The sequence below is a fragment of the Algoriphagus aquaeductus genome (assembly GCF_003253485.1).
GTDB classification, from domain to species: domain Bacteria; phylum Bacteroidota; class Bacteroidia; order Cytophagales; family Cyclobacteriaceae; genus Algoriphagus; species Algoriphagus aquaeductus.
Window position 1 is genome coordinate 96,507 of the sequence record NZ_QKTX01000004.1, and the last position, 21,188, is coordinate 117,694.

Sequence of the window (21,188 nt, forward strand, 5' to 3'; positions counted from 1 at the left end):
TGATCAATCTTCAGTCTCCAGCCTACAAAACAAGTCAAGTTGAGGGACAATTTCGGTAATATCCGCGATGATCAGCGACTTTTTCTGCGTGAATCAGCGGGAGACTCCAAAATCGAAAACGATCCTTTCAACACTCTTCTGTGAAAATCTGTGATTTTGATCTGTGGGAATCTGTGGGAGAAATAAAGTAGTCAGTCCCAATCTTCAGTCTCCAGCCCACAAAACAAGTCAACCTTAGGGAGTTGAGAGACGATTTCGGTAATATCCGCGATGATCAGCGACTTTTTCTGCGTGAATCAGCAGGAGACTCCAAAATCGAAAACGATCCTTTCAACACTCTTCTGTGAAAATCTGTGATTTTGATCTGTGGGAATCTGTGGGAGAAATAAAGTAGTCAGTCCCAATCTTCAGTCTCCAGCCCACAAAACAAGTCAACCTTAGGGAGTTGAGAGACGATTTCGGTAATATCCGCGATGATCAGCGACTTTTTCTGCGTGAATCAGCGGGAGACTCCAAAGTCGAAAACGATCCTTTCAACACTCTCCTGTGAAAATCTGTGATTTTGATCTGTGGGAATCTGTGGGAGAAATAAAGTAGTCAGTCCCAATCTTCAGTCTCCAGCCCACAAAACAAGTCAACCTTAGGGAGTTGAGAGACGATTTCGGTAATATCCGCGATGATCAGCGACTTTTTCTGCGTGAATCAGCGGGAGACTCCAAAGTCGAAAACGATCCTTTCAACACTCTTCTGTGAAAATCTGTGATTTTGATCTGTGGGAATCTGTGGGAGAAAGAAAGTAGTCAGTCCCAGTCTTCAATCTCCAGCTACAAAACAAGTCAAGCTGAGGATGATTTCGGTAATATCCGCGATGATCAGCGACTTTTTCTGCGTGAATCAGCGGGAGACTCCAAAGTCGAAAACGATCCTTTCAACACTCTTCTGTGAAAATCTGTGATTTTGATCTGTGGGAATCTGTGGGAGAAAGAAAGTAGTCAGTCCCAGTCTTCAATCTCCAGCTACAAAACAAGTCAAGCTGAGGATGATTTCGGTAATATCCGCGATGATCAGCGACTTTTTCTGCGTGAATCAGCGGGAGACTCCAAAGTCGAAAACGATCCTTTCAACACTCTTCTGTGAAAATCTGTGATTTTGATCTGTGGGAATCTGTGGGAGATTTAGATAGTGCGCCATTGTGATGACTTCTCAACTCATCGCCAACCTGTACCTCCAAACTTCCCGAATTTGTTCTACCTCCACCTCAAAAGGAACATAGATCGGATTAGCTGAGCAAAGCAACAATTTTCGTTCGCTGCTAATCTTATTATAAGCGATTTTGAAAGTGACGCCATCCTGCTCGGTGACAATCACGTAGCGCTCCCCGTCTTTGATGGCCATCCAGTCATCCACGTATTCGCAGACAATCCAGGCACCATCGGGAATCGGCAGCATGGAGTCTCCATCCACCTGAAAAACCCGATGCTTTTTGTCCGTGGGCAAAAAAGGCAATGAAAAGCGAGGCAATTCGGAAATAAACTCCGGATCCGAAAAGCCTGCCAAATAACTCGCTTTGGCTCGTTGAGAGACTACTTCGATCAGTTCGCGTCCTTCGGCATCTACCGTAGTAGAAAGAATCCGCAACTTTCGTCCCCGCAGAAACTGATCTGTCTCGAGTAGTTCGCGGAGCTTGTATTCGGAGTAGGTAGTCAAGTCTTCTCGGAGAAGTATATCGACAGAAACCCCCAGCTGATCAGAGATTTTCACCAACGTATCCAAAGGAGGATTGATATTGAGTTCGTAGCCCGCCAGTTTGGAGCGGGAGATTCCTACGGCTTCAGAAAATGTTTCCTGGGTGAAGCCTTTCTTTTTGCGGAGGAATTTGAGGTTGGTATTTAATGACATTGATATTTTTAAGATATGCTGCGCGAGATAGTTTTTAAGATATAGCTAAAGCTGAGATACTTGAGGAGATACGCTGTGAGAGAATTTTTTTTTAAAATATGGCTAAAGCCGAGATAAAAATGAAGATGTACTGCTTTAGATAGTTTGACACTATCCCAAATCCTTCTTGGCCTCATAAGTCGTTTTTATCTGCCCATTTAATTTAATCTGTAAATTTTTCGCGATCGAAAACATGGCCTCGTGTTCTTCTTTAGCAACGATTCCTCGTTCAAACCCAAGATCAATCCAGTGATCCATCCCCTCAGATAGTGAGGCTCTTGAGATATAATAAAATCTAATCCGCTCCAGAAAATGATATCTAGCATACCCCTCGGCAATATTTGCCCCAACAGAATCGATAGCCTCCAACATTTGGTCTCCCCAAGTTTTACGCTGGTGATATCCCAACCTCTCGTAAATCAGCCAAGCCTTAGCGGATAATTCCCTTGCCAATTTATAGATCGTTAATTCTTTGAGCGGGATGTATTTTGATTTTCCACTCATAACTATAACAAATTAAAAACCAATACTATACAATTATTTTTCAAGACAGCTACGCAGATATTTTCAAGATATGACTACGTCAAATAGGCCCTATCTCGCATTGCACATCTCCTTATCTCGCAAAGCATATCTTTAATTTCTTCAAGATAGCTACGCAGATATTTTCAAGATATAACTGCGTCAGACAGGACATATCTCGCGAAGCATATCTCCCTATCTCGCGAAGCATATCTTTAATTTCTTCAAGATAGCTACGCAGATATTTTCAAGATATGACTACGTCAAATAGGCCCTATCTCGCATTGCACATCTCCTTATCTCGCAAAGCATATCTTTAATTTCTTCAAGATAGCTACGCAGATATTTTCAAGATATAACTGCGTCAGACAGGACATATCTCGCGAAGCATATCTCCCTATCTCGCGAAGCATATCTTTAATTTCTTCAAGATAGCTGCGCAGATATTTTCAAGATATGACTGCGTCAGACAGGACATATCTCGCGAAGCATATCTCCCTATCTCGCGAAGCATATCTTTAATTTCTTCAAGATAGCTGCGCAGATATTTTCAAGATATGACTGCGTCAGACAGGACATATCTCGCGAAGCATATCTCCCTATCTCGCGAAGCATATCTTTAATTTCTTCAAGATAGCTGCGCAGATATTTTCAAGATATGACTGCGTCAGACAGGACATATCTCGCGAAGCATATCTTTTTTAACCCCGACAACCTCCGCCACTTTCTTAACCCAAATCTACTCTTTTTGATTAAATTATAAACAGAAAAATGTCAATATAATCAACAAAAAGTCATGGAAGGGAAGCGAAGTATTGTGCATATGGATTTGGACACGTTTTTTGTGTCGGTGGAGCGGCTTTTTGACAGCCGACTGAATGGCAAACCCATCCTGATCGGGGGGTCGAGTGACCGGGGAGTCGTGGCCTCATGCAGCTACGAGGCGCGTAAGTTTGGCGTGCACTCGGCCATGCCCATGCGGACCGCGAGGCAACTCTGCCCCGAGGCGGTGATCGTGCGGGGGGATTTTGAGAAATACAGCCAAAAATCCCACGAGGTCACCGAGATCATTAAGGAGTCCGTCCCACTCTTTGAGAAATCCTCCATCGACGAGTTTTACATCGACCTCACGGGTATGGACCGCTTTTTTGGCTGCTTCAAGCTCGCCCACGAACTCCGGCAGCGCATCATCCGCGAGAGTGGACTCAATATCTCCATGGGCGTATCCGAAAACAAAACCGTCTCCAAAGTCGCCACCGGTGAAGCCAAGCCCAACAACGAAAAGCAGGTACCTTTCGGTGAGGAAAAGCCCTTTCTCGCGCCACTCTCCGTGCGCAAAATCCCCATGATCGGCGAGAAAACCTCCCAAACGCTCTACAACATGGGGGTCAAAAAAGTCCACACGCTCCAGCAGATGCCCTCCGAACTGCTCGAAGCGACCTTTGGCAAAAACGGGAAGATGATCTGGGAAAAAGCCAACGGCATCGATCGCTCTCCGGTGATCCCCTACTCCGAGGCCAAGTCGGTCTCCTCCGAAAACACCTTCGAAGAGGACACCATCGATGTGAAATTGCTGGAAGCTACCCTCGTCGCGATGACCGAGCAGCTCGCCTCCAAACTCCGGCAAAAAGGCCAACTCACCGCCTGTGTGAGCGTGAAGATCCGCTACTCGGACTTTGAGACACATACCATGCAGCAACGGGTCCCCTACACCTCGGCAGACCACACGCTCCTGCCCGTGGTGAAGGAACTCTTTCGCAAACTCTACAGCCGTCGACTCCTCATCCGTCTGATCGGCGTACGCTTCAGCAGTCTGGTCTATGGCAACTATCAGATCAAGCTCTTCGAAGACAGCCAAGAGCAGATCAATCTCTATCAGGCCCTCGACAAGCTCAACGTGAAGTACGGCGACAAAACCGTCTGCCGGGCTGTAGCCATGGGCGTGGGAAGGCGGCGGTTTAATCCCTTTAATGGAATGGAGGTGTGAGAAAGTAAAAAGTGAGAAATCCTAAAAGCAAGATTCTAGAGATTTTCCGCCCTACAACTTTTCCAAAGTTCCAAACTTTGGAAAAGCTCTCAATCCAGAACAAGACGCATTTAAGAAGATTGAAAACAAAAGAAAAACAATAAAAAAGTGTCAAGTGAAATCAGGGCGCGACACTAAAGTTTGAAAAAGATTAGAAGACACATTCTCTCGACAGTAACCGAAAATAAACAGGTGAATTGTCGATTACGATCGAGAAAAGTCACGTTTTGATTAAACCCGCAATATCCATTAGACTTCCTATTCCGAGCCCATCCGCCGCGGCGGACAAAATCAATCGCTTTGCTGCATTTAACTCATTCACCAGAGCGGTGCTATGGCTCATTCGTTAAATGCTTGATTTTCTTGCATTTTGAACTCTTCCCGAAATGCTTCGGGACAGGCTATAACGGATCCTAATGCATAATTCGGGTTAAAAATTCGGGATAGTTCTCCCGGTGAATCACCTGAAATTCTGTTTCGGGATATGCTTCACCAAAGCCCAGGGGAAGCTTTGCCCTTCGTTCGGGGTTCCATTTTACTTCAAAAGCATACAGTTTTCCTCCCCTTTCTTCCAGCCAATCCAACTCTTTTCCCGTGGTCGTTCGCCAGAAATAGACATTCGTGGGAATCCGGTGATAAGCCAGATATTTCATTCGCTCGCTGATGACGAAATTTTCCCAAAGGGCTCCCAGGTCGGTCCGGAGTGCCAGCGAATTGAAGTTGTTGATGATGGCATTACGGATACCATTATCCCAAAAATAGATCTTTCGGCTCTTCTTGATTTCCCGGCGCATATTTCGGCTGAATGAATTCAATCGAAAAATCACAAACGCCTTTTCCAGCAAATCAAGATACTTTTCTGCGGTTTCCTTATCAATCCCGATGGTATTTCCCAAGTCATTGAACGTCACTTCCGAACCCACCTGAAGCGCGAGGGCCAGTAGGAGCTTTTGAAGTACAGCAGGCTTCCGTACCTCACCCAAACTCAACAGATCCTTGTAAAGGTAACTGCTCGTAATCTCACGCAGAGCCTCTTCTGCATCGGCAGGATGATTGATGACCTCGGGATAAAACCCATAAATCAACCGACCTTCCAAAAGCCGCTTTTCCTCGCGTTCGGAAGTATGAAGAGCCAATTCTTCCGTGGAAAACGGGTACAACTGAAATTCTCGCTTTCGTCCAGTAAGCGGTTCATTGATCGTATTGGCTAAATCCAAAGCTGAAGAGCCCGAAGCGATCACCTGAACTTCCGGAAAATTATCGGTGAACAATTTCAACGTGAGGCCGATATTCTGGACTCTTTGAGCCTCATCGATAAAAATAAGCTTGCGATCTCCAATCAAAGACTGGATCGAGGTAAGGGTTGCATCCTGTAAAGTCAACCGATCATCGGGATTGTCGCAGTTCATCCACAAACAGTCTAGGGATAGCTGTTGCAAAAGCTGACGCATGAGTGTGGTCTTCCCGACCTGTCGCGGGCCAACCACCAACAAAAGCTTGCCTTGGTGGATTCTTTTCAGGAGTTCGGTCTCGATGATTCGATGGATCATGAAACAAAAATATGTTTATTTTCGATCGTAACCGAAAATAAACATGTAAATTTTCGATTACGATCGAGAAAAATCACATTTCATCCACCACCGCTACTGTAGATGTCTTGTCTTTGGTCAGATTCATTGCTCCGGATTGGGTGGGAAGAGTAACCTATTGGGACTCAACTCTAATTTTGCACCGATTCTGAATAGGCTTTCAAACTTACTTTATCAAAAACTCAAACCAGAATTCAAACTTTTGAACAAAGATTTCCTAGATGGCCAAGGGATGTTTGCCTCCAAATTTTTCTCGAAAAAAATCAGTTCCTGATTCTTTCTTTTCCACCACTTGCCTTCTATCTTTCTTCCACCCAACTAAAATCCTCCCTTTGCTTCCTTTTTTTCACCGTTTTCGCTTCATCCTTTCCCTTGGGATAACCCTCGGGATAAGTAGTTCGGTCTTTTCTCAAAAATTCCCTACGACTACTCTTCCAGAATTTGACACCTTGATTTTGAAGGCTTATGGGCTAAGATTTATAAATTCCGACAGTGCGCTAACTTTGATTGGTAAGGCAAAAAATCTTCAAAATCTAAGTTCGCTACAACAAGCCATGATTTCCAATCAGCTTGGGGCCATACACTATATCAAAGGAGATTACGCCACCTCGCTAAGGGAGTATTCCCGCGCCTACCAACTACTCGAGAATGAAACTGACCTCTATCAGAAGGTCTTTGCCCTGAATGGACGAGGTCTGATTTACCTTAGTCAGCATGAATATGAACAGGCCGCGGCCATTTTTCAAAACTGTATAGACCTCAATCATCAGCTCAAAGACAGTATGGCACTGGGCGCCAATTACCTCAATAAGGGAATCGCACTATCTGAAATGGGAAATAAGCAGGAGGCGATGCTGGAATTGGAAAAAGGAATCCAAATCACCCAAAATTACCCCGAGCTCCCGGCAAGATGGATGAACCTCAACCGTCAAGCCCAAATCAAACTGGAACTTGGACAAATCGATGAAGCAAAAATTCTATTTGAAAAGGTGCTGAATGAAAATCCCAAACTTACCACTTGGGAAAAAACCTTTTCTCACACCGGACTGGGGCTGATTGCTTTGGAAATAAACCAAAATCTAGAAGCTTTGGAACAGGGAAAAAAAGCCCTAGACTATGCCAAAGAGATCAATGCGTTTTGGGACAAGGAAAGAGCCACTCGATTGCTTTCGGAAGCCTATGAGCGAATTGGTCAGTACCGTGAGGCATTGGAATTTGCGCGACTCAACAAAACCTACGCAGATAGCCTTTACAGTCAGGACAAAAATTCGGAAATCAGCTACTTGCAGCTACGTCTGACTGAAGCAGACAACGCCACTTTGGCACAGGCCAAACAAATCAGCGATCAACGGGCACAGATCAGTACCCGTACTGTCGTGGGCTTAAGCCTTATTCTGGCCCTTTTGACCGTAGCACTCCTGCTCTACAGAAGATGGCTGAAAGAAAAAGAAAATCTTAATGCCCAATTATTGGCCAAGCAAAAGGAAATCCTCCTACAAAATGAAAAACTAGATCGGCTAAATAACGATAAAATCAAGCTTTTTTCCATTCTTTCACACGATCTCCGAATGCCGATCAATGCCATCCAACAGATCCTTGAGCTTCAATCCATGAACCTTTTAAGTCCTGAGGAAAAAGCAAAAACAGATGAAATCTTATTAAGGCAAGTCCAGCAAACCGACCAAATGATGGATCAGCTACTCCGCTGGTCCCATTCACAAATGGAAGGAATCACCACAGAGCGGGTTGCCGTCGACTTGATCGAACTGGTTCGGAAAAGTATTGTGCAAAATGACTTCTTAGCCAAGAAAAAGGAAATTCAATTCGATTTCTCTCCTGCCGATTTCCATCCAAAGGTTCTGGCAGACCCTACCCATGTTCAGATAATAATTCAAAATTGCCTTCAGAATGCCATTAAATTTTCTAATTCGGGAGGAAAAATCAGAATATCAATTCAAGATCTAGGGAACCACGTCTCCTTATTCATCCAAGATGAGGGAATAGGCATCCCAAAATCAAAGCTCGCTGAAATTCAAGAAAATCAAGCCTTGGTAAACTCTTCGGAGGGAACCCAAAAGGAAAAAGGAACCGGACTGGGATTACTCTTAGTCAAGCAGTTTATGGGAATGAATGAAGGGAAGTTTAGGCTGGACAGCGAGTTTGGAAAAGGAACAAAAGTCACACTCACTTTTGAAACAGCTGCCTAGTATGACCAACACCTATCTTTTTGAGACCAGCCGACTCGGCTTTCGAACCTGGCAAAATTTCGATCTGGATGTTTTTGCCGCGATCAACGCTGATCCCGAAGTGATGCGTTTTTTTCAAAAACCCTATACCCGCGAAGAAACCCAAGCTATGATGGATCGCATGCAGCGACTGTATGAGGAAAGAGGACATTGTTATTTTGCTGTGGATCTCCTGGACACCAAAGAACTGATCGGCACGATAGGCCTGGGCTGGAAAACCTTTGAAGCAGACTTTACCCCCTGCGTTGACATCGGCTGGAGAATCGGCAAAAAGTGGTGGAACCAAGGACTGACCTCAGAGGGAGCCCAAGCCTGTCTGGATTTTGCCAGACAACTGGGAATCAAAGAAGTGTTCTCCTATGCCACGGTCACCAACCATGCTTCCATTCAAGTGATGAAAAAAATCGGCATGCACTTTTGCTATGAGTTTGACTATTCCGAACTCAAAGACTTCCCACATTTGAGGCAATGCACACTGTATAAAATAGCGCTATGAGTTAAGATTTTGGATGTACGAAACCCAGAGCAGCACCCAAGCTCCTCTCTCAAGCTATTCTTGTTTGATTTTTCAACGTTGTCGATTTCTGATTTCACCCGACACTTGTAGGTTTTCAATCTTCCCAAATACTTCCTGACGCCAGCCAAAGAACTTTTCCAAAGTTTGGAACTTTGGAAAAGCTAAAAACGGCTCCTCGCAACTTGATGAATGATGCAAGCTACCTGGATCTAAAGTCTAATGTCTTTTGTCTTGCTTCTTGATACTAGCTACTTGATACAAAAAAAGCCACCCCCTCTCGAGGATGGCTCGGCTCCACGTCTACCCAGCTATCAGTTGGAGCTTTTCAAAAATAATCCTGCGATCCCAAGCACTGCCTGCATAGAAAGCGGTTCGTCCCATGCTTCCGATACGCCCGCGGCATCAATTCCGGTCAACGTAGAAACATTAACCCCTGCATGAGTGAGATTTTCCTCCCCTGCATAGATTCCGGCAGCTGCTGCAGGAAGAGTCCCGATCGAATTGCCCGTGATCCATCCTTTGACCATATCCTGTCCTTTTTTGGTTCGGAGTCTTCGGATCATAGATGCATGCCTTGCCTCCACCGAATGGATGGACAAAGCCGCCGTCAACACCACATCACTCTCCATCACATTGGCGGCTTGTCCTTTATAGGCTCTTACTCCGGTATCTTCAAAAGCCTGTGCTAAAGCCAAAAAGGTAGGATAGTCTGAGAAGGGGCTAAAATTGCCACCAGCTGTAAAATCAAATGCCGGTTCTGCTACGGGAGTACCGTTGAGCACATTGGCAATCACCTCGGTAAGAAACCTCACGTGAGCCAACTCATGATCCCTGATCTTTTGAATAATGGGTCTTTCGGCGGCGACAACCACACCCGCATCCAGTCCCAATTGGTAGTAACGATATTCTAAGTGCTCCAGAGTGAGCGCATAATTAAGCACATTGATCAGGGTGGCGGTATCTGCCTTGGCGATCTGAGGGATGGCATTCAACACAGAAAGAGGTACAGCAGCAAGAGCTACCTTTTTCCCAAAATCTCCAAACTGACGGAAAGCATCTCTGCGGGAATAAAACCGGTCTTTGGATTCTGCATCTTTGGTATCAGGACATATCGTGTCCAATAGTTTCATCAAATTCATGATTTCTGATTTTTAGGATAAAAGATTAACTCGGCAATTGACTGAAATCAATTTCGTTTTTCACAAACGTACTGGCAGCAGTCAGCACCTGCTGAAAATTGAGCGTTCGCTCCAATCCGTTGGCATCGATCAGATCGTCACCGGCAAAGTCTACCGAATTGGGATTGATCAGGTCACGAATAGCCGCCGCATGCCGAGCCTCCACCGATACGATTTTGCCTGCAATGAGCAAGAGGTCCGCATTGGTCAAAAATTGCCCTGCTCCGTTGTAAGCGGCGACACCCAAATCCTCGAAGGTTTTTGCAGCCGCCAAAACAGCGTTACGATTGCCAAAATCAATGCTGCTAAAATCAAACTCGAGTTCTGTGATCGCATTTGCGCCCAAGGCTACTTTGAAAAACTCCCGATGCGCACGTTCGTGTTTTTCCAGATCTCCCATGATGGTTTTCTCTTCCGCATTCGCATTGGCGAAATAACTTCCCTTCATGACCTCGGCATAAAATCCCGCCTCCAGCTGCTCGAGCGCATAGGCGTAGTTGAGAATTCCCACATCACCTGAACCCAGATTGACCATCCCGGGCATCGAAGGCATCCTATCGTCATCATTACAGCCCATCAGCAAGAGCCCTGCACCCGCGACAGTCAGCGATCCCATTTTGAGAAACTGCCTTCTGTCGGCTTTTTGAATCAAACCCTGAGGCTTGAAAAGTTCTTTGTTCATTTTTGGATTGTGTTTAGGTTAAAACTCGGTTTAGGTTTCCATGGAAAAATCAGCTTTTGTCCCGATTTGAAAAGAAGTACGCAGTGCCTGGACGGGTTGGATTTTACAGCAGATCATTTTTCTCAAAAAAATCAAGAAATCATTTAAAAGCTCCTTCCAATCAAATGCCTAATCCATCCAATCAATGAGGCTTAATGGGCATACAACATTTGGTTAACTTTTTTCAAAACCTGAACCCATGAAGCGATTCACTCCTACGTATCAATCCGAATTTGATCTTTACCATTTTTCCGGCATAGTGGAAGACTCCGGCAAAAACATGGAAACCAAAGTTTCCGGTGGTGGCGGTGGCGGAGCCACTTATCAAGGAACCGGCGGGACGGCGCCCGTCACGATTACCTCCCGGACCATTGTCCATGATCAAATTTTCCTGGTGAATCCGGAGGGAAAAGAGCGGGCCTTTCAGCTTCAGGATTTCAACCTTGCTGCACGCAAAGGAAATCACCTTTCGGTTTTTTGGGGAATCAAAAACGGAGATCAGACCGGACATTATTTTGCCGTAAAAAATCACAGCACGGACCAAGAATTTTATCGGGATGACTTGCTTAGAAGGTATTTTATCAAGGGCTGGCTACAGGGTGTTTTGATTTTCCTGGGGGTGGTTTTTGCGATTTTGGGGCTTGGAGGTGCAGGGATTTACTTCCTTTTCATAGGGGGAGGAATCCTATATTGGGCTTGGAAGCGCTGGAATACGGCAAAGAAAGAAATAGGCGATTTCAAGACTTACCTGTCTACTTTTTCTCCAAACTAAACTGACAACCCCGGAAAAGTGTAACTTCATAGCCTTTAAATCAGGTCTATGAAATACACGCTTTTCCTCTTTTGCCTTAGCCTCTCCTGCTGTGTTTTTGCCCAATCTCCCACCACCCGCGAGATGGATCGGATCAACTGGATGGAGTTTGCGGAATTTGTACCCGGGAATATCAACACCGTCCTCCTTCCCACCGGCACACTCGAACCTCATGGCGTGATTAATAACGGCGCAGACAATACCGCACCATTTGCCATGGCCAAAGCGATCGCGGAGGACCTGAATGCGATGATAGCACCAACACTTAATTATGGTATAACGGGAAGCATGGCCGCTTTTCCCGGCGCTTTCGAGATCAGCGAAGAGGCTTATGCGCCTTTTATCCGGGATATTTTAAAAGGCTTGGCTAAAAACAAGTTCAAAAACATCATCATCCTCAATGGCCACGGTGGCGGACAAACCGCCGTTTTACAAAAAGTGGCCGCTGAAGTCGCCAATGAATTGGGCGTCCGCACACTGGTCATCAACTGGTGGTCCTTTGCATCTGATGTGACTTTGGAAGTATTTAAGGAAGACGGAGGACACGCAGGATTGAATGAAACAGCTTACATCCAAGCCATTGACCCTACTTTGGTGCACAAAGAGCGCTACAATACCGATCAAGCTACTGCCTACCCCAAGCCCAATACTTGGTCAGCAGTTCCCTTCCCTTCCTCCATCGGCTTGTATCAAGAGGGTCAGGGCTACCCCAACTTTGACGAAAAACAGGCCATGGAATACTTCGAAAAAGTGAATACCAAAGTTCTGAAGCTAATTCAGGAGACGATCCGAAAGTGGGATTTGGCGGGCTTGTAAAATTTTCAATGACCAATGACCAAATTCAATTTTCAATAAAAGGAATTGATCATTGGTAATTGATCATTGGTAATTAAAATATTTCCGCCTCGGTCTGTGTCCTCACAGACCGAAACATTCCTAATCATTTATGGCCTATCAATCGAACCAAACCTACCCAAACCTTCTCGCCGCCGATTTCAACCCGGGTGAATACGATTCCTGCACCTTTACCGCATGCAATTTTTCTAATCTGAACTTTCATGGTTCAAGCTTCGAAAACTGTTCCTTCCGTGACTGCGACCTGAGCAATGCCAAAGTCTTCAAAGTGGGTTTTCAGAATGTCCGTTTTGAGCGCTGCAAGGTGCTGGGAGTACATTTCAACACCGCAAATGCCTTTTTGATGGAGTTTACTTTTGACCACTGTCAGCTGGACTACTGCAATTTCTTTAATCTCAAACTGAAAAAATCCCGGTTTACCCACAGCAGACTTCTCGAAGTAGATTTTACCCAAGCCGAATTGCAAGAGGCCAGTTTTCAGGGTTCCGACCTCAGTGGTGCTGTCTTTGACCGAACCAATCTAGAAAAAGCCGACTTCCACGAAGCAGTGAATTACCAAATCGATCCTGAGATCAACAAGATCAAAGGAGCGAGATTTGATTTGGAAGGCTTGCCGGGATTGTTGGGGAAATGGGGGATCAAGGTTCAATGAGCAAATTCAATGATCAATTTTCAAACTCAATGTACAATGTTCAAGGGTATTCAACCACGGGCCTTGGTCTTTGGGAATTGATCATTGATAATTGAGAATTGACCATTGGTAATTGAAAATTGGTAATTGAGAATTGGATCAGTCATTAAAAAAGCCAGCTCCCATTTAGAAGCTGGCTTAAATAAGAAAGGTTTCAAGATTTACTTTTTAATCAACCTTCCGGTCATGACCACTTTACCAGTTTGAACCTGAATCGTGTACATTCCCGGAGCAATTCCCATCAAATCCAAAGTCTGGATAAAAGTTTCTTCTCTGACAAATTGATCCGAAATCACCATTTTTCCTGTGGCATCAAAGACCATTAGACTTACTTGGGCTGGCTGATCCAATTCGACCAAAATCTGAGTTTGATCCTCAGCCGGATTCGGGAAGATCAAGAATTCACCCATTTTCAGCTCCTTGGTCAAGGTTATTTCCTTTGAGATAGTCTGTCCGGCACGGTCAGTGCTGGAAACCTGGAATTTCAGGATGGCAGGAACCGGTCCACCTTTCCAGATTATTTGATTATCTCTCAACTCCAACTGATCATGTGCCACCATCTCATACCTATGAATATCATCCACCGGATCAAGGGTTTTGAGATCAGCTACTTTCGCTCCTGCCGTCAGTTCCTGTGCAAACTTGGAATTGATAGCCATAATATCAATAGCCATTGGTTTCTCTTTCACCAAGACTTGTATCAGAGCATCACCATCCAGCTCTATCCATTCATTCTCCGCCAAATTTGCATTGAGGATATACAGACCCGGAGTCAGCGGATCATAGCCTGATTCATCCAAAATCAGTGGAATCTGTCTTCCATCAAACCAGTCGGCACTTTGCTGATCCAGTTCTTTTTGAATGGTTTCGATTGGTGTATTCCAGTCGACGGTGATGAGGTCGGAGAGGATGCGTTTGCTTGCTTTTCCTTTGGCTTGATGAATTACAATCGAGCCACCTCCAAGAGTTGTAGCATCATCTGAGTTGTCATCTGCACCCAACCCATTGTCATAAATTACGCCGTTTGTACCCCAAATCTTGATTCGGAACTGATCTGGGCCGGTTCCTCCATTCCAATGGCCATCAATCGCGGTAATGGTAAATCGGTAACCTGTTACCCCATTGACTGTACCTTCACCCCTGTAAGTGGCTTTTTTACCTGAGATAACTAGGGTTCCAGACTCGTGAAGGGTTGACTTAAAGTTGAGATTACCCGCATTAAACTGAAATTCCGTATTTCCATCCACTTGGTTAGATCCTTTTTTGTACTTGGAAACGAAACCAAAGTTTGCTTTTCCAACCGTATTGGTTCCAACCAAAGCTCCTGAAGGAGAATTAATCCAGCCTCCGCCAGTTACGAAGTTGCCATTTGGATCATAAACCGGTAGGTAAGCCACTGACTCATCACATCCATCACCTACCACTGCTGTTACCTTATAGACATTCAAAACAAGACCTGAAACTGATAGGGTGGCAGTACCATTTGCATCCGTGATTGATGTTCCTTTCAAGACATCATCAAGGTAGAAGTTGACCGTTACTCCCGAGGCTGCCGGGGTCACGGAGGCACTCAATGTTGCAGTATTACCTAATTGTACTGGAGTACTGCTTGCTGATGCATCGATCTGTATTCCCTCTATGGTTATTACTTGAGTAAATACCTCAGATCCATTTCCCGCAAGATCAATTGCAATCCAGGTATTGGTATAGGTTCCGGCTCCATTTAGCCCTGAAGACACAAATTCTCCGGATGTTTTGACTACAGATTCGATTCCACAATTATCAGAAGGAATTGGAGCAAGAAGTTGGGTTTGAGCTAACAAATCCCCTTGTCCACAGGACAAGCTTCTATCCAAACTTCCTATTGCTGTAGACCATTCTGGATTAGTAACATCAGCAACAATTACTGTTTGTTCTTGAGTCGCCACATTGCCATTGCCATCATCGAAAGTCCAGGTAATGGTGTAAGCACCTTGCTCAGTGTAGATGGTCGGATCAGATGTCGTTCCGGTGATAGTTCCTTCGCAATTATCTGTTGAAGTCGGTGCGGTCACTTCGGCAGAACATTCGCCTGTGATCATTGGTAGCGTTTCCATAGTTGGAACTGGAGCCGTAACGTCATCCACAATCACCGTTTGTGTTTGGGTAGACGTGTTTCCGTTACCGTCGTCAAAAGTCCACGTGATGGTATAGGTTCCCTGCTCGGTATAGTTGGTCGGATCGGTCGTTGTTCCCATAATCGTTCCTTCACAATTATCCGTTGCAGTTGGTGCCGTAACTTCTGCAGAACATTCACCTATGATCGTTGGTAGGGTTTCCAAAGTTGGAACCGGAGCCGTCACGTCCTCCACAATCACGGTTTGTATTTGCGTAGACGTGTTTCCATTTCCATCATCGAAAGTCCAAGTGATGGTATAGGTGCCCTGTTCTGTGTAGCTAGTCGGATCAGTCGTGGTTCCCGTGATGGTCCCTTCGCAGTTATCCGTTGCAGTCGGCGCGGTCACTTCTGCGGAACATTCGCCTGTGATTGTTGGTAGCGTTTCCAAAGTTGGAACCGGTGCCGTTACGTCTTCCACAATCACGGTTTGTGTTTGGGTGGACGTGTTTCCATTTCCATCATCGTAAGTCCAAGTGATGGTATAGGTGCCCTGTTCTGTGTAGCTAGTCGGATCAGTCGTGGTTCCCGTGATGGTCCCTTCGCAGTTATCCGTTGCCGTCGGCGCGGTCACTTCTGCGGAACATTCACCTGTGATGGTTGGTAACTCAGCCACGGTTGGAACAGGGGCAGTCACGTCATTCACAATCACGGTTTGAGTTTGGGTGGACGTGTTTCCATTGCCATCATCGAAAGTCCAGGTGATAGTATAGGTTCCCTGTTCAGAGTAGCTTATCGGATCGGTGGTGGTTCCTGTGATCGTTCCTTCGCAATTATCCGTTGCAGTCGGCGGGGTCACTTCTGCGGAACATTCACCTGTGATCGTTGGTAACGTTTCTTGTGTCGGAATCGGAGCAGTAACGTCATCCACAATAACAGTTTGCTCCTGAGTTGAGCTGTTTCCGTTGCCATCATCAAAAGTCCAGGTGATCGTGTAGGTTCCCTGTTCAGAGTAGCTTATCGGATCGGTGGTTGTTCCTGTGATGGTTCCTTCGCAATTATCTGTTGCAGTTGGAGCTGTCACCTCGGCAGAACATTCGCCTGTGATCGTTGGTAGCGTTTCCAAAGTCGGAACAGGAGCCGTAACGTCATCCACAATCACGGTTTGAGTTTGGGTTGACGTGTTTCCGTTAGCATCATCGAAAGTCCAAGTGATGGTATAGGTGCCCTGTTCTGTGTAGCTAGTCGGATTTGTCGTCGTTCCAGTAATCGTGCCTTCACAATTATCCGTTGCAGTCGGCGCGGTCACTTCTGCGGAACATTCACCTGTGATGGTTGGTAACTCAGCCACGGTTGGAACAGGGGCAGTCACGTCATTCACAATCACGGTTTGAGTTTGGGTGGACGTGTTTCCATTGCCATCATCATAAGCCCAGATGATAGTGTAAGTGCCCTGTTCGGTATAAGTCAGTGGATCAGTCGTAGTTCCCGTAATCGTTCCTTCGCAATTATCCGTTGCAGTCGGAGCTGTCACCTCGGCAGAACATTCGCCTGTGATCGTTGGTAGCGTTTCCAAAGTCGGAACCGGAGCTGTTACGTCATCCACAATCACGGTTTGTGTTTGGGTGGACGTGTTTCCGTTGCCGTCATCAAAAGTCCAAGTGATGGTATAGGTGCCCTGTTCGGTGTAGCTAGTCGGGTCTGTGGTCGTTCCCGTGATCGTTCCTTCGCAATTATCCGTTGCAGTCGGAGCAGTCACCTCGGCAGAACATTCGCCTGTGATCGTTGGCAGAGTTTCCACCGTTGGAATCGGAGCTGTAACATCGTCCACAATCACGGTTTGTGTTTGGGTGGACGTATTTCCATTTCCGTCATCGTAAACCCAGGTAATGGTATAGGTACCCTGTTCAGTATAGCTGGTAGGATCGTCGGAGGTTCCAGTAATCGTGCCTTCGCAATTATCCATTGCTGTCGGAGCGGTCACCTCTGCTGAACATTCACCCGTGATCGTTGGTAGAGTTTCCAAAGTCGGAACAGGAGCCGTAACATCATCCACAATCACGGTTTGTGTTTGGGTAGATGTATTTCCGTTGCCGTCATCATAAGTCCAGATGATGGTAAAGGTGCCCTGCTCGGTGTAAGTCAGCGGATCGGTAGTCGTTCCTGTGATAGTTCCTGCACAGGCATCGTTGGCTGTCGGAGCGGTAACTGTAACTGAACAGTGACCACTAGCAACCGGCAACTGAACAACAGACGGAACCGGTGCGGTCGTATCATCCACGACAATCGTCTGAGTCTGAGAACTGCTATTGCCTGCCGCATCGGTAAAGGTCCAAGTGATGGTATAGGAACCTTGCTGGGTAATCGGGAAGATGCTCTGATTGGTAGTTCCTTGGATGGTTCCATCCACATTATCAGTGGCAGTAGGGATAGTCAAATCTTCAAAGGTAACCGAGCATTGGGCAGAGATTGAAGTAAGGTTTTCTAAAGATGAAACAGGAGCTTCTTCATCTACTTCCTCTCCACTTCCATAAATTCTGGCAACACGAACACGGCTAATATCATTATATCTTATAAAGTCGCCACCAAGTAAAATTTCACCATCGGATTGAATTGTAATAGCCCGAATTCTGGCACTAGCCCCATTTATTGGATCAAAAGAAGTATCCAAACTTCCATTGTTATTTAATCTAGCAATCCTGTTTCTAACTACTCCGTTGTAGTTGGTAAAATCTCCACCAATTAGGATCTTACCATTAGACAGAAGGCGAACAATATCAATGGAATTGTTAGATCCATTTCCTGCATTAAAAGATTCATCAATAGTTCCATCTTGATTAAGGCGTGTAATTCTATTTGTTAAAATCCCATTGTAGGTTGTGAAAAATCCGCCAATCAGAATCTTTCCGTCGGATTGAATTACAATATTGTAAACCGTACTATTTGCTCCAGTCCCTGTATTAAAACTAGGATCAAGACTTCCATCTTCATTTAATCGAACGGTACGGCTTCTTCCGACGAAACTAGTAAAATCACCTCCAACAAGAATTTTATTATCAGATTGAACGGCGATTGTATAAACTGGAGCGCTTACATTTCCTATTATAAAAGATCCATCAAAAGTTCCATTTGAATTTAATCTAAAATATCTTCCACCTCCACCGCTAGTGATTCCACCGATAAGAATTTTACCGTCTGATTGCAAAGCCATTGTATAAATTGCAATCATATTCATATCTGAATACGGAATGAAAGAAGTGTCCAAACTTCCATCCACATTCAACCTAGCAATAAATCTTCTATTTATACCATTATAAGTAGTAAATCCTCCAGCTACTAAAATCTTCCCATCTGGTTGAATTACAAACCTAAAAATCACAGCATTAGCCCCAGAACCTGGATTAAATAAAGTATCTAAACTTCCATCAAGATTCAAGCGGGCAATACGGGGTCTTGTTAATCCATTATAGATATTGAAGTCACCAGCAATTAAGACTTTTCCATCGGGTTGTTGAGCTGTCATCCACACTGTTCCATTTGCCCCAGCTCCCATCACCTCAAAAGACCCATCAGAATTTAGTTGTGCTAAATAATTTCTAGCATTTCCATTGACACTTGTAAATTCACCTCCAATAACAGCCTTACCGTCTGGAAGAGCTAAAACATTCCAAAGTGGCATATCTGTACCTGCTCCATATGTATTAAACGTGATATCCAAACTCCCATCAGCATTTATTCTAGCAACATTCCGTCTTTGCGTTTGAAAATTGCCGGCTATAAGAATCTTTTCATTTATGGTTGGTGAAATTGATAGGATATAACTTGTAATGTCTAATCCTGAAAATGTAAAGGAGGTATCCACTACTCCATTTGGATTTATCCTTACAAGATTTCTTCTATTTCCAGTAATTGTAGAACCAAGATTAAAATTACCCCCAACCAAAAGTTTATCGTCACTCTGAACATGTAAGGCAAAAACCAACCCTGAGATTCCACATTGGCACCAATTGTTAACTGGAGCTCCTGATGAGGTAAGTTTGACAATATTAAAAGTAAACCCTCCTGCCAGGTAAATACTACCATCTGAGGTGGAAACAATAGATCTTACTCCCCCGCCTTGGAACCCAGGGAAATATGAAAGATCCAAAATCCCAGTGGTTTCTAGTCTTGCAGAATATCGCCTTGACACTCCATTAAATCCTCCAAATTCTCCACCAACTAGGATTTTTTCATTGTGTTGAATGAATATTGAATACACCCTCCCGTCAAAGCCAGACCCAATAGTAAAATTTGAATCCACACTTCCATCTGAATTTAGTCTCGCTATTCCACTTCTAGGTACACCATTGAACAGAGTAAAATCACCCCCAATCAAAATTTTTCCATCTGCCTGTAAGGCCACCGTCCAAATTCTCCCGTCTGCACCAGTTCCTATATTGAAAGTCGGATCAAGGGTTCCATCCGGGTTTATCCTAATAATCCGGTTTCTAGCACTTCCATTATATGCAGTGAAATTTCCCACTGAAATAATTTTCCCGTCAGGCTGCCTTACACTGGCATGTACAAATTGATTTGCACCCGTTCCCGTATTAATTCCATTGGGATTAAAACTCAAATCCAATTCCCCCGGATTCTGTCCCCGGCTTATCCCGCCAAAAAGTAGGAACAATAGAAGTGTGAAGTAGATATGTCTCATATCAAATTGTTATTTGTCTTTGTCCGGTGTGATTTGAATCCCGATTTGAATTTTATCAGGCAGTTGGATTTGGCTCGTAGTAGCGATGGGGATATTTGCAGCGATTCGGAATCGCTTGGATACTGACACTCCGGCGTACACTTGGGATATCCAAAAAGGCTTGTCTATTTGGCCTAAAGGGGCATTTGAATCCGGTGATTTTAATGTGTTGTAAAAGGCCTCAGTTCCCCGGATATGGCTTCCTTTGAAATTGGCAAAGAGGCTAAACTCTCCGCCATCTGTGCGAACCTCCACTAAAAATTCACCAGCCAGATCCGCATATCCTGAAAAAGATTCCCTTTCGATATCGGATCCAAAAACAGGGATATCTGCTATAAAACTTGGCTTAAAGGCAGAATAGAATAAAATATTCTGTCGGTTGTAATAAAAAACAGGGTACTCGAATCGAAGGTTAGAAATACCACCTCCTGTAAAAAGTTTGGTGTTTACTTCCAAACTATCAATGGCCTTTCCCCCGCCCTGAATCACCGAGGAAAAAGACACCCGCACAGCGGCTATTTGCCCGCTTACGATCTCCGCATTGGCAGCACCGCCATTTTCAGAAGCCTGAATAACAAAGCTGTTTAAAGTAGAAATCCCCGATGATGAGACATTATTGTAAAAAAAATTTCCTTCGTAGCGATTTCCAATCGGAAAAAATCGGAATGGCATCTCAGGCTTTCCAAAATAGCTATTGATAGATTCGAAATAGGCAATTAGAATATCATTAGTTTTGATCTCCTCGTTTTTATCCAAAATCTCCGTCTGGAGGTTGATGACCTGTTTAATCTCATCCAAAGTCGGCGTTCTACTGACTGAGATGGTTTTAATTTGTATTTCTAGAGATTGTACCTCTAAATCCAAGCCTTTATTACGACTTTTCAGAATGTCTGCCATATCTGGCGCTGTTCCTACATTGATATCCAAGAATTCCTTATCAATTGACTTCAAAAATGAAATTATTGAGCTTTGAAGCTCGTCGGGATACTTTTGTTCCTTTGACTCCAGTTTATAGACATCCTTATAAGTTGGGTAAAATGAAGGAAATTGAGCCCTAGCACTAAATACCAAGAATGATAAAAAGACAGTAAAAAGAAGTCTATTGCGCATAAAATTGTAAGTAGATTAAAAGCTTCTATACATCTCCCTAAAATTTCTTGATCAATTCACCGAAAAATCTTGCACAAACGACTATTAATTACTTGTTTAGGAAAGATTATTTGGCGAATCGATAGTAATACCAAACAGAAGTAAGTGTTTATCC

Annotated in this window: 14 protein-coding genes; 6 read left to right on the top strand and 8 right to left on the bottom strand. The window is 44.6% G+C overall.

The genetic code is table 11. The features are described 5' to 3' along the window. Positions 1 to 1,203: 1,203 nt before the first annotated feature. A complete protein-coding gene (locus CLV31_RS06750; RefSeq protein ID WP_111392123.1) occupies positions 1,204 to 1,899 on the bottom strand; it encodes an XRE family transcriptional regulator in 696 nt (231 codons plus the stop codon). A gap of 150 nt (positions 1,900 to 2,049) precedes the next feature. After that, positions 2,050 to 2,442, bottom strand: a complete 393-nt coding sequence (locus CLV31_RS06755) for a four helix bundle protein (protein WP_111392124.1) — start codon at positions 2,440 to 2,442, stop codon at positions 2,050 to 2,052. A gap of 814 nt (positions 2,443 to 3,256) precedes the next feature. Between CLV31_RS06755 and dinB the strand changes: the two genes are divergently transcribed. Further along, positions 3,257 to 4,447, top strand: coding sequence for a DNA polymerase IV (gene dinB, locus CLV31_RS06760; protein ID WP_111392125.1), 1,191 nt, complete (start codon positions 3,257 to 3,259; stop codon positions 4,445 to 4,447). 259 nt (positions 4,448 to 4,706) lie between these two features. Here the strand turns inward: dinB and CLV31_RS22175 are convergent, their stop codons facing one another. Together CLV31_RS22175 and CLV31_RS06765 are read right to left on the bottom strand one after the other, a co-directional pair. After that, the gene (locus tag CLV31_RS22175; RefSeq protein WP_262510271.1) at positions 4,707 to 4,829 is read right to left on the bottom strand and encodes a hypothetical protein; all 123 of its coding nucleotides are present in this window, start codon (positions 4,827 to 4,829) and stop codon (positions 4,707 to 4,709) included. A 70-nt stretch (positions 4,830 to 4,899) separates the two neighbouring features. Continuing rightward, positions 4,900 to 6,036 carry an ATP-binding protein gene (locus tag CLV31_RS06765; protein WP_111392126.1) on the bottom strand — a complete coding sequence of 379 codons (1,137 nt, stop codon included), beginning with the start codon at positions 6,034 to 6,036 and terminating at the stop codon, positions 4,900 to 4,902. A gap of 593 nt (positions 6,037 to 6,629) precedes the next feature. Between CLV31_RS06765 and CLV31_RS06770 the strand changes: the two genes are divergently transcribed. Both CLV31_RS06770 and CLV31_RS06775 read left to right on the top strand, forming a co-directional pair. Then, on the top strand, positions 6,630 to 8,282 hold the full coding sequence (locus CLV31_RS06770; RefSeq protein WP_181452585.1) for a tetratricopeptide repeat-containing sensor histidine kinase: 1,653 nt from the start codon (positions 6,630 to 6,632) through the stop codon (positions 8,280 to 8,282). 1 nt (position 8,283) lies between these two features. Beyond that, positions 8,284 to 8,817 carry a GNAT family N-acetyltransferase gene (locus CLV31_RS06775; RefSeq protein WP_181452586.1) on the top strand — a complete coding sequence of 178 codons (534 nt, stop codon included), beginning with the start codon at positions 8,284 to 8,286 and terminating at the stop codon, positions 8,815 to 8,817. Between the two features lie 332 nt (positions 8,818 to 9,149). Here CLV31_RS06775 and CLV31_RS06780 read toward each other — a convergent pair whose 3' ends face one another. Both CLV31_RS06780 and CLV31_RS06785 read right to left on the bottom strand, forming a co-directional pair. Next, positions 9,150 to 9,977 carry a ferritin-like domain-containing protein gene (locus CLV31_RS06780; protein ID WP_111392129.1) on the bottom strand — a complete coding sequence of 276 codons (828 nt, stop codon included), beginning with the start codon at positions 9,975 to 9,977 and terminating at the stop codon, positions 9,150 to 9,152. A gap of 25 nt (positions 9,978 to 10,002) precedes the next feature. Next, positions 10,003 to 10,698 carry a ferritin-like domain-containing protein gene (locus CLV31_RS06785; RefSeq protein WP_111392130.1) on the bottom strand — a complete coding sequence of 232 codons (696 nt, stop codon included), beginning with the start codon at positions 10,696 to 10,698 and terminating at the stop codon, positions 10,003 to 10,005. 238 nt (positions 10,699 to 10,936) lie between these two features. Between CLV31_RS06785 and CLV31_RS06790 the strand changes: the two genes are divergently transcribed. The 3 genes from CLV31_RS06790 to CLV31_RS06800 all read left to right on the top strand — a co-directional run bounded on the left by CLV31_RS06790 (position 10,937) and on the right by CLV31_RS06800 (position 13,055). After that, a complete protein-coding gene (locus CLV31_RS06790) occupies positions 10,937 to 11,509 on the top strand; it encodes a hypothetical protein (RefSeq protein ID WP_111392131.1) in 573 nt (190 codons plus the stop codon). 48 nt (positions 11,510 to 11,557) lie between these two features. After that, on the top strand, positions 11,558 to 12,364 hold the full coding sequence (locus CLV31_RS06795) for a creatininase family protein (protein WP_111392132.1): 807 nt from the start codon (positions 11,558 to 11,560) through the stop codon (positions 12,362 to 12,364). A gap of 130 nt (positions 12,365 to 12,494) precedes the next feature. After that, the gene (locus CLV31_RS06800; RefSeq protein WP_111392133.1) at positions 12,495 to 13,055 is read left to right on the top strand and encodes a pentapeptide repeat-containing protein; all 561 of its coding nucleotides are present in this window, start codon (positions 12,495 to 12,497) and stop codon (positions 13,053 to 13,055) included. A gap of 200 nt (positions 13,056 to 13,255) precedes the next feature. Here CLV31_RS06800 and CLV31_RS06805 read toward each other — a convergent pair whose 3' ends face one another. Further along, on the bottom strand, positions 13,256 to 19,885 hold the full coding sequence (locus CLV31_RS06805; RefSeq protein ID WP_111392134.1) for an HYR-like domain-containing protein: 6,630 nt from the start codon (positions 19,883 to 19,885) through the stop codon (positions 13,256 to 13,258). A 9-nt stretch (positions 19,886 to 19,894) separates the two neighbouring features. Further along, entirely contained in the window at positions 19,895 to 20,875 is a 981-nt protein-coding gene (locus CLV31_RS06810) for a hypothetical protein (RefSeq protein WP_146250874.1), read from the bottom strand. Positions 20,876 to 21,188: the final 313 nt, after the last annotated feature.

Coding starts and splice junctions, on each gene's coding strand:
- CLV31_RS06750 (WP_111392123.1), bottom strand. CDS start 1,899: ATGTCATTAAATACCAACCTCAAATTCCTCCGCAAAAAGAAAGGCTTC.
- CLV31_RS06755 (WP_111392124.1), bottom strand. CDS start 2,442: ATGAGTGGAAAATCAAAATACATCCCGCTCAAAGAATTAACGATCTAT.
- dinB (WP_111392125.1), top strand. CDS start 3,257: ATGGAAGGGAAGCGAAGTATTGTGCATATGGATTTGGACACGTTTTTT.
- CLV31_RS22175 (WP_262510271.1), bottom strand. CDS start 4,829: ATGAGCCATAGCACCGCTCTGGTGAATGAGTTAAATGCAGCAAAGCGA.
- CLV31_RS06765 (WP_111392126.1), bottom strand. CDS start 6,036: ATGATCCATCGAATCATCGAGACCGAACTCCTGAAAAGAATCCACCAA.
- CLV31_RS06770 (WP_181452585.1), top strand. CDS start 6,630: ATGATTTCCAATCAGCTTGGGGCCATACACTATATCAAAGGAGATTAC.
- CLV31_RS06775 (WP_181452586.1), top strand. CDS start 8,284: ATGACCAACACCTATCTTTTTGAGACCAGCCGACTCGGCTTTCGAACC.
- CLV31_RS06780 (WP_111392129.1), bottom strand. CDS start 9,977: ATGAATTTGATGAAACTATTGGACACGATATGTCCTGATACCAAAGAT.
- CLV31_RS06785 (WP_111392130.1), bottom strand. CDS start 10,698: ATGAACAAAGAACTTTTCAAGCCTCAGGGTTTGATTCAAAAAGCCGAC.
- CLV31_RS06790 (WP_111392131.1), top strand. CDS start 10,937: ATGAAGCGATTCACTCCTACGTATCAATCCGAATTTGATCTTTACCAT.
- CLV31_RS06795 (WP_111392132.1), top strand. CDS start 11,558: ATGAAATACACGCTTTTCCTCTTTTGCCTTAGCCTCTCCTGCTGTGTT.
- CLV31_RS06800 (WP_111392133.1), top strand. CDS start 12,495: ATGGCCTATCAATCGAACCAAACCTACCCAAACCTTCTCGCCGCCGAT.
- CLV31_RS06805 (WP_111392134.1), bottom strand. CDS start 19,885: ATGAGACATATCTACTTCACACTTCTATTGTTCCTACTTTTTGGCGGG.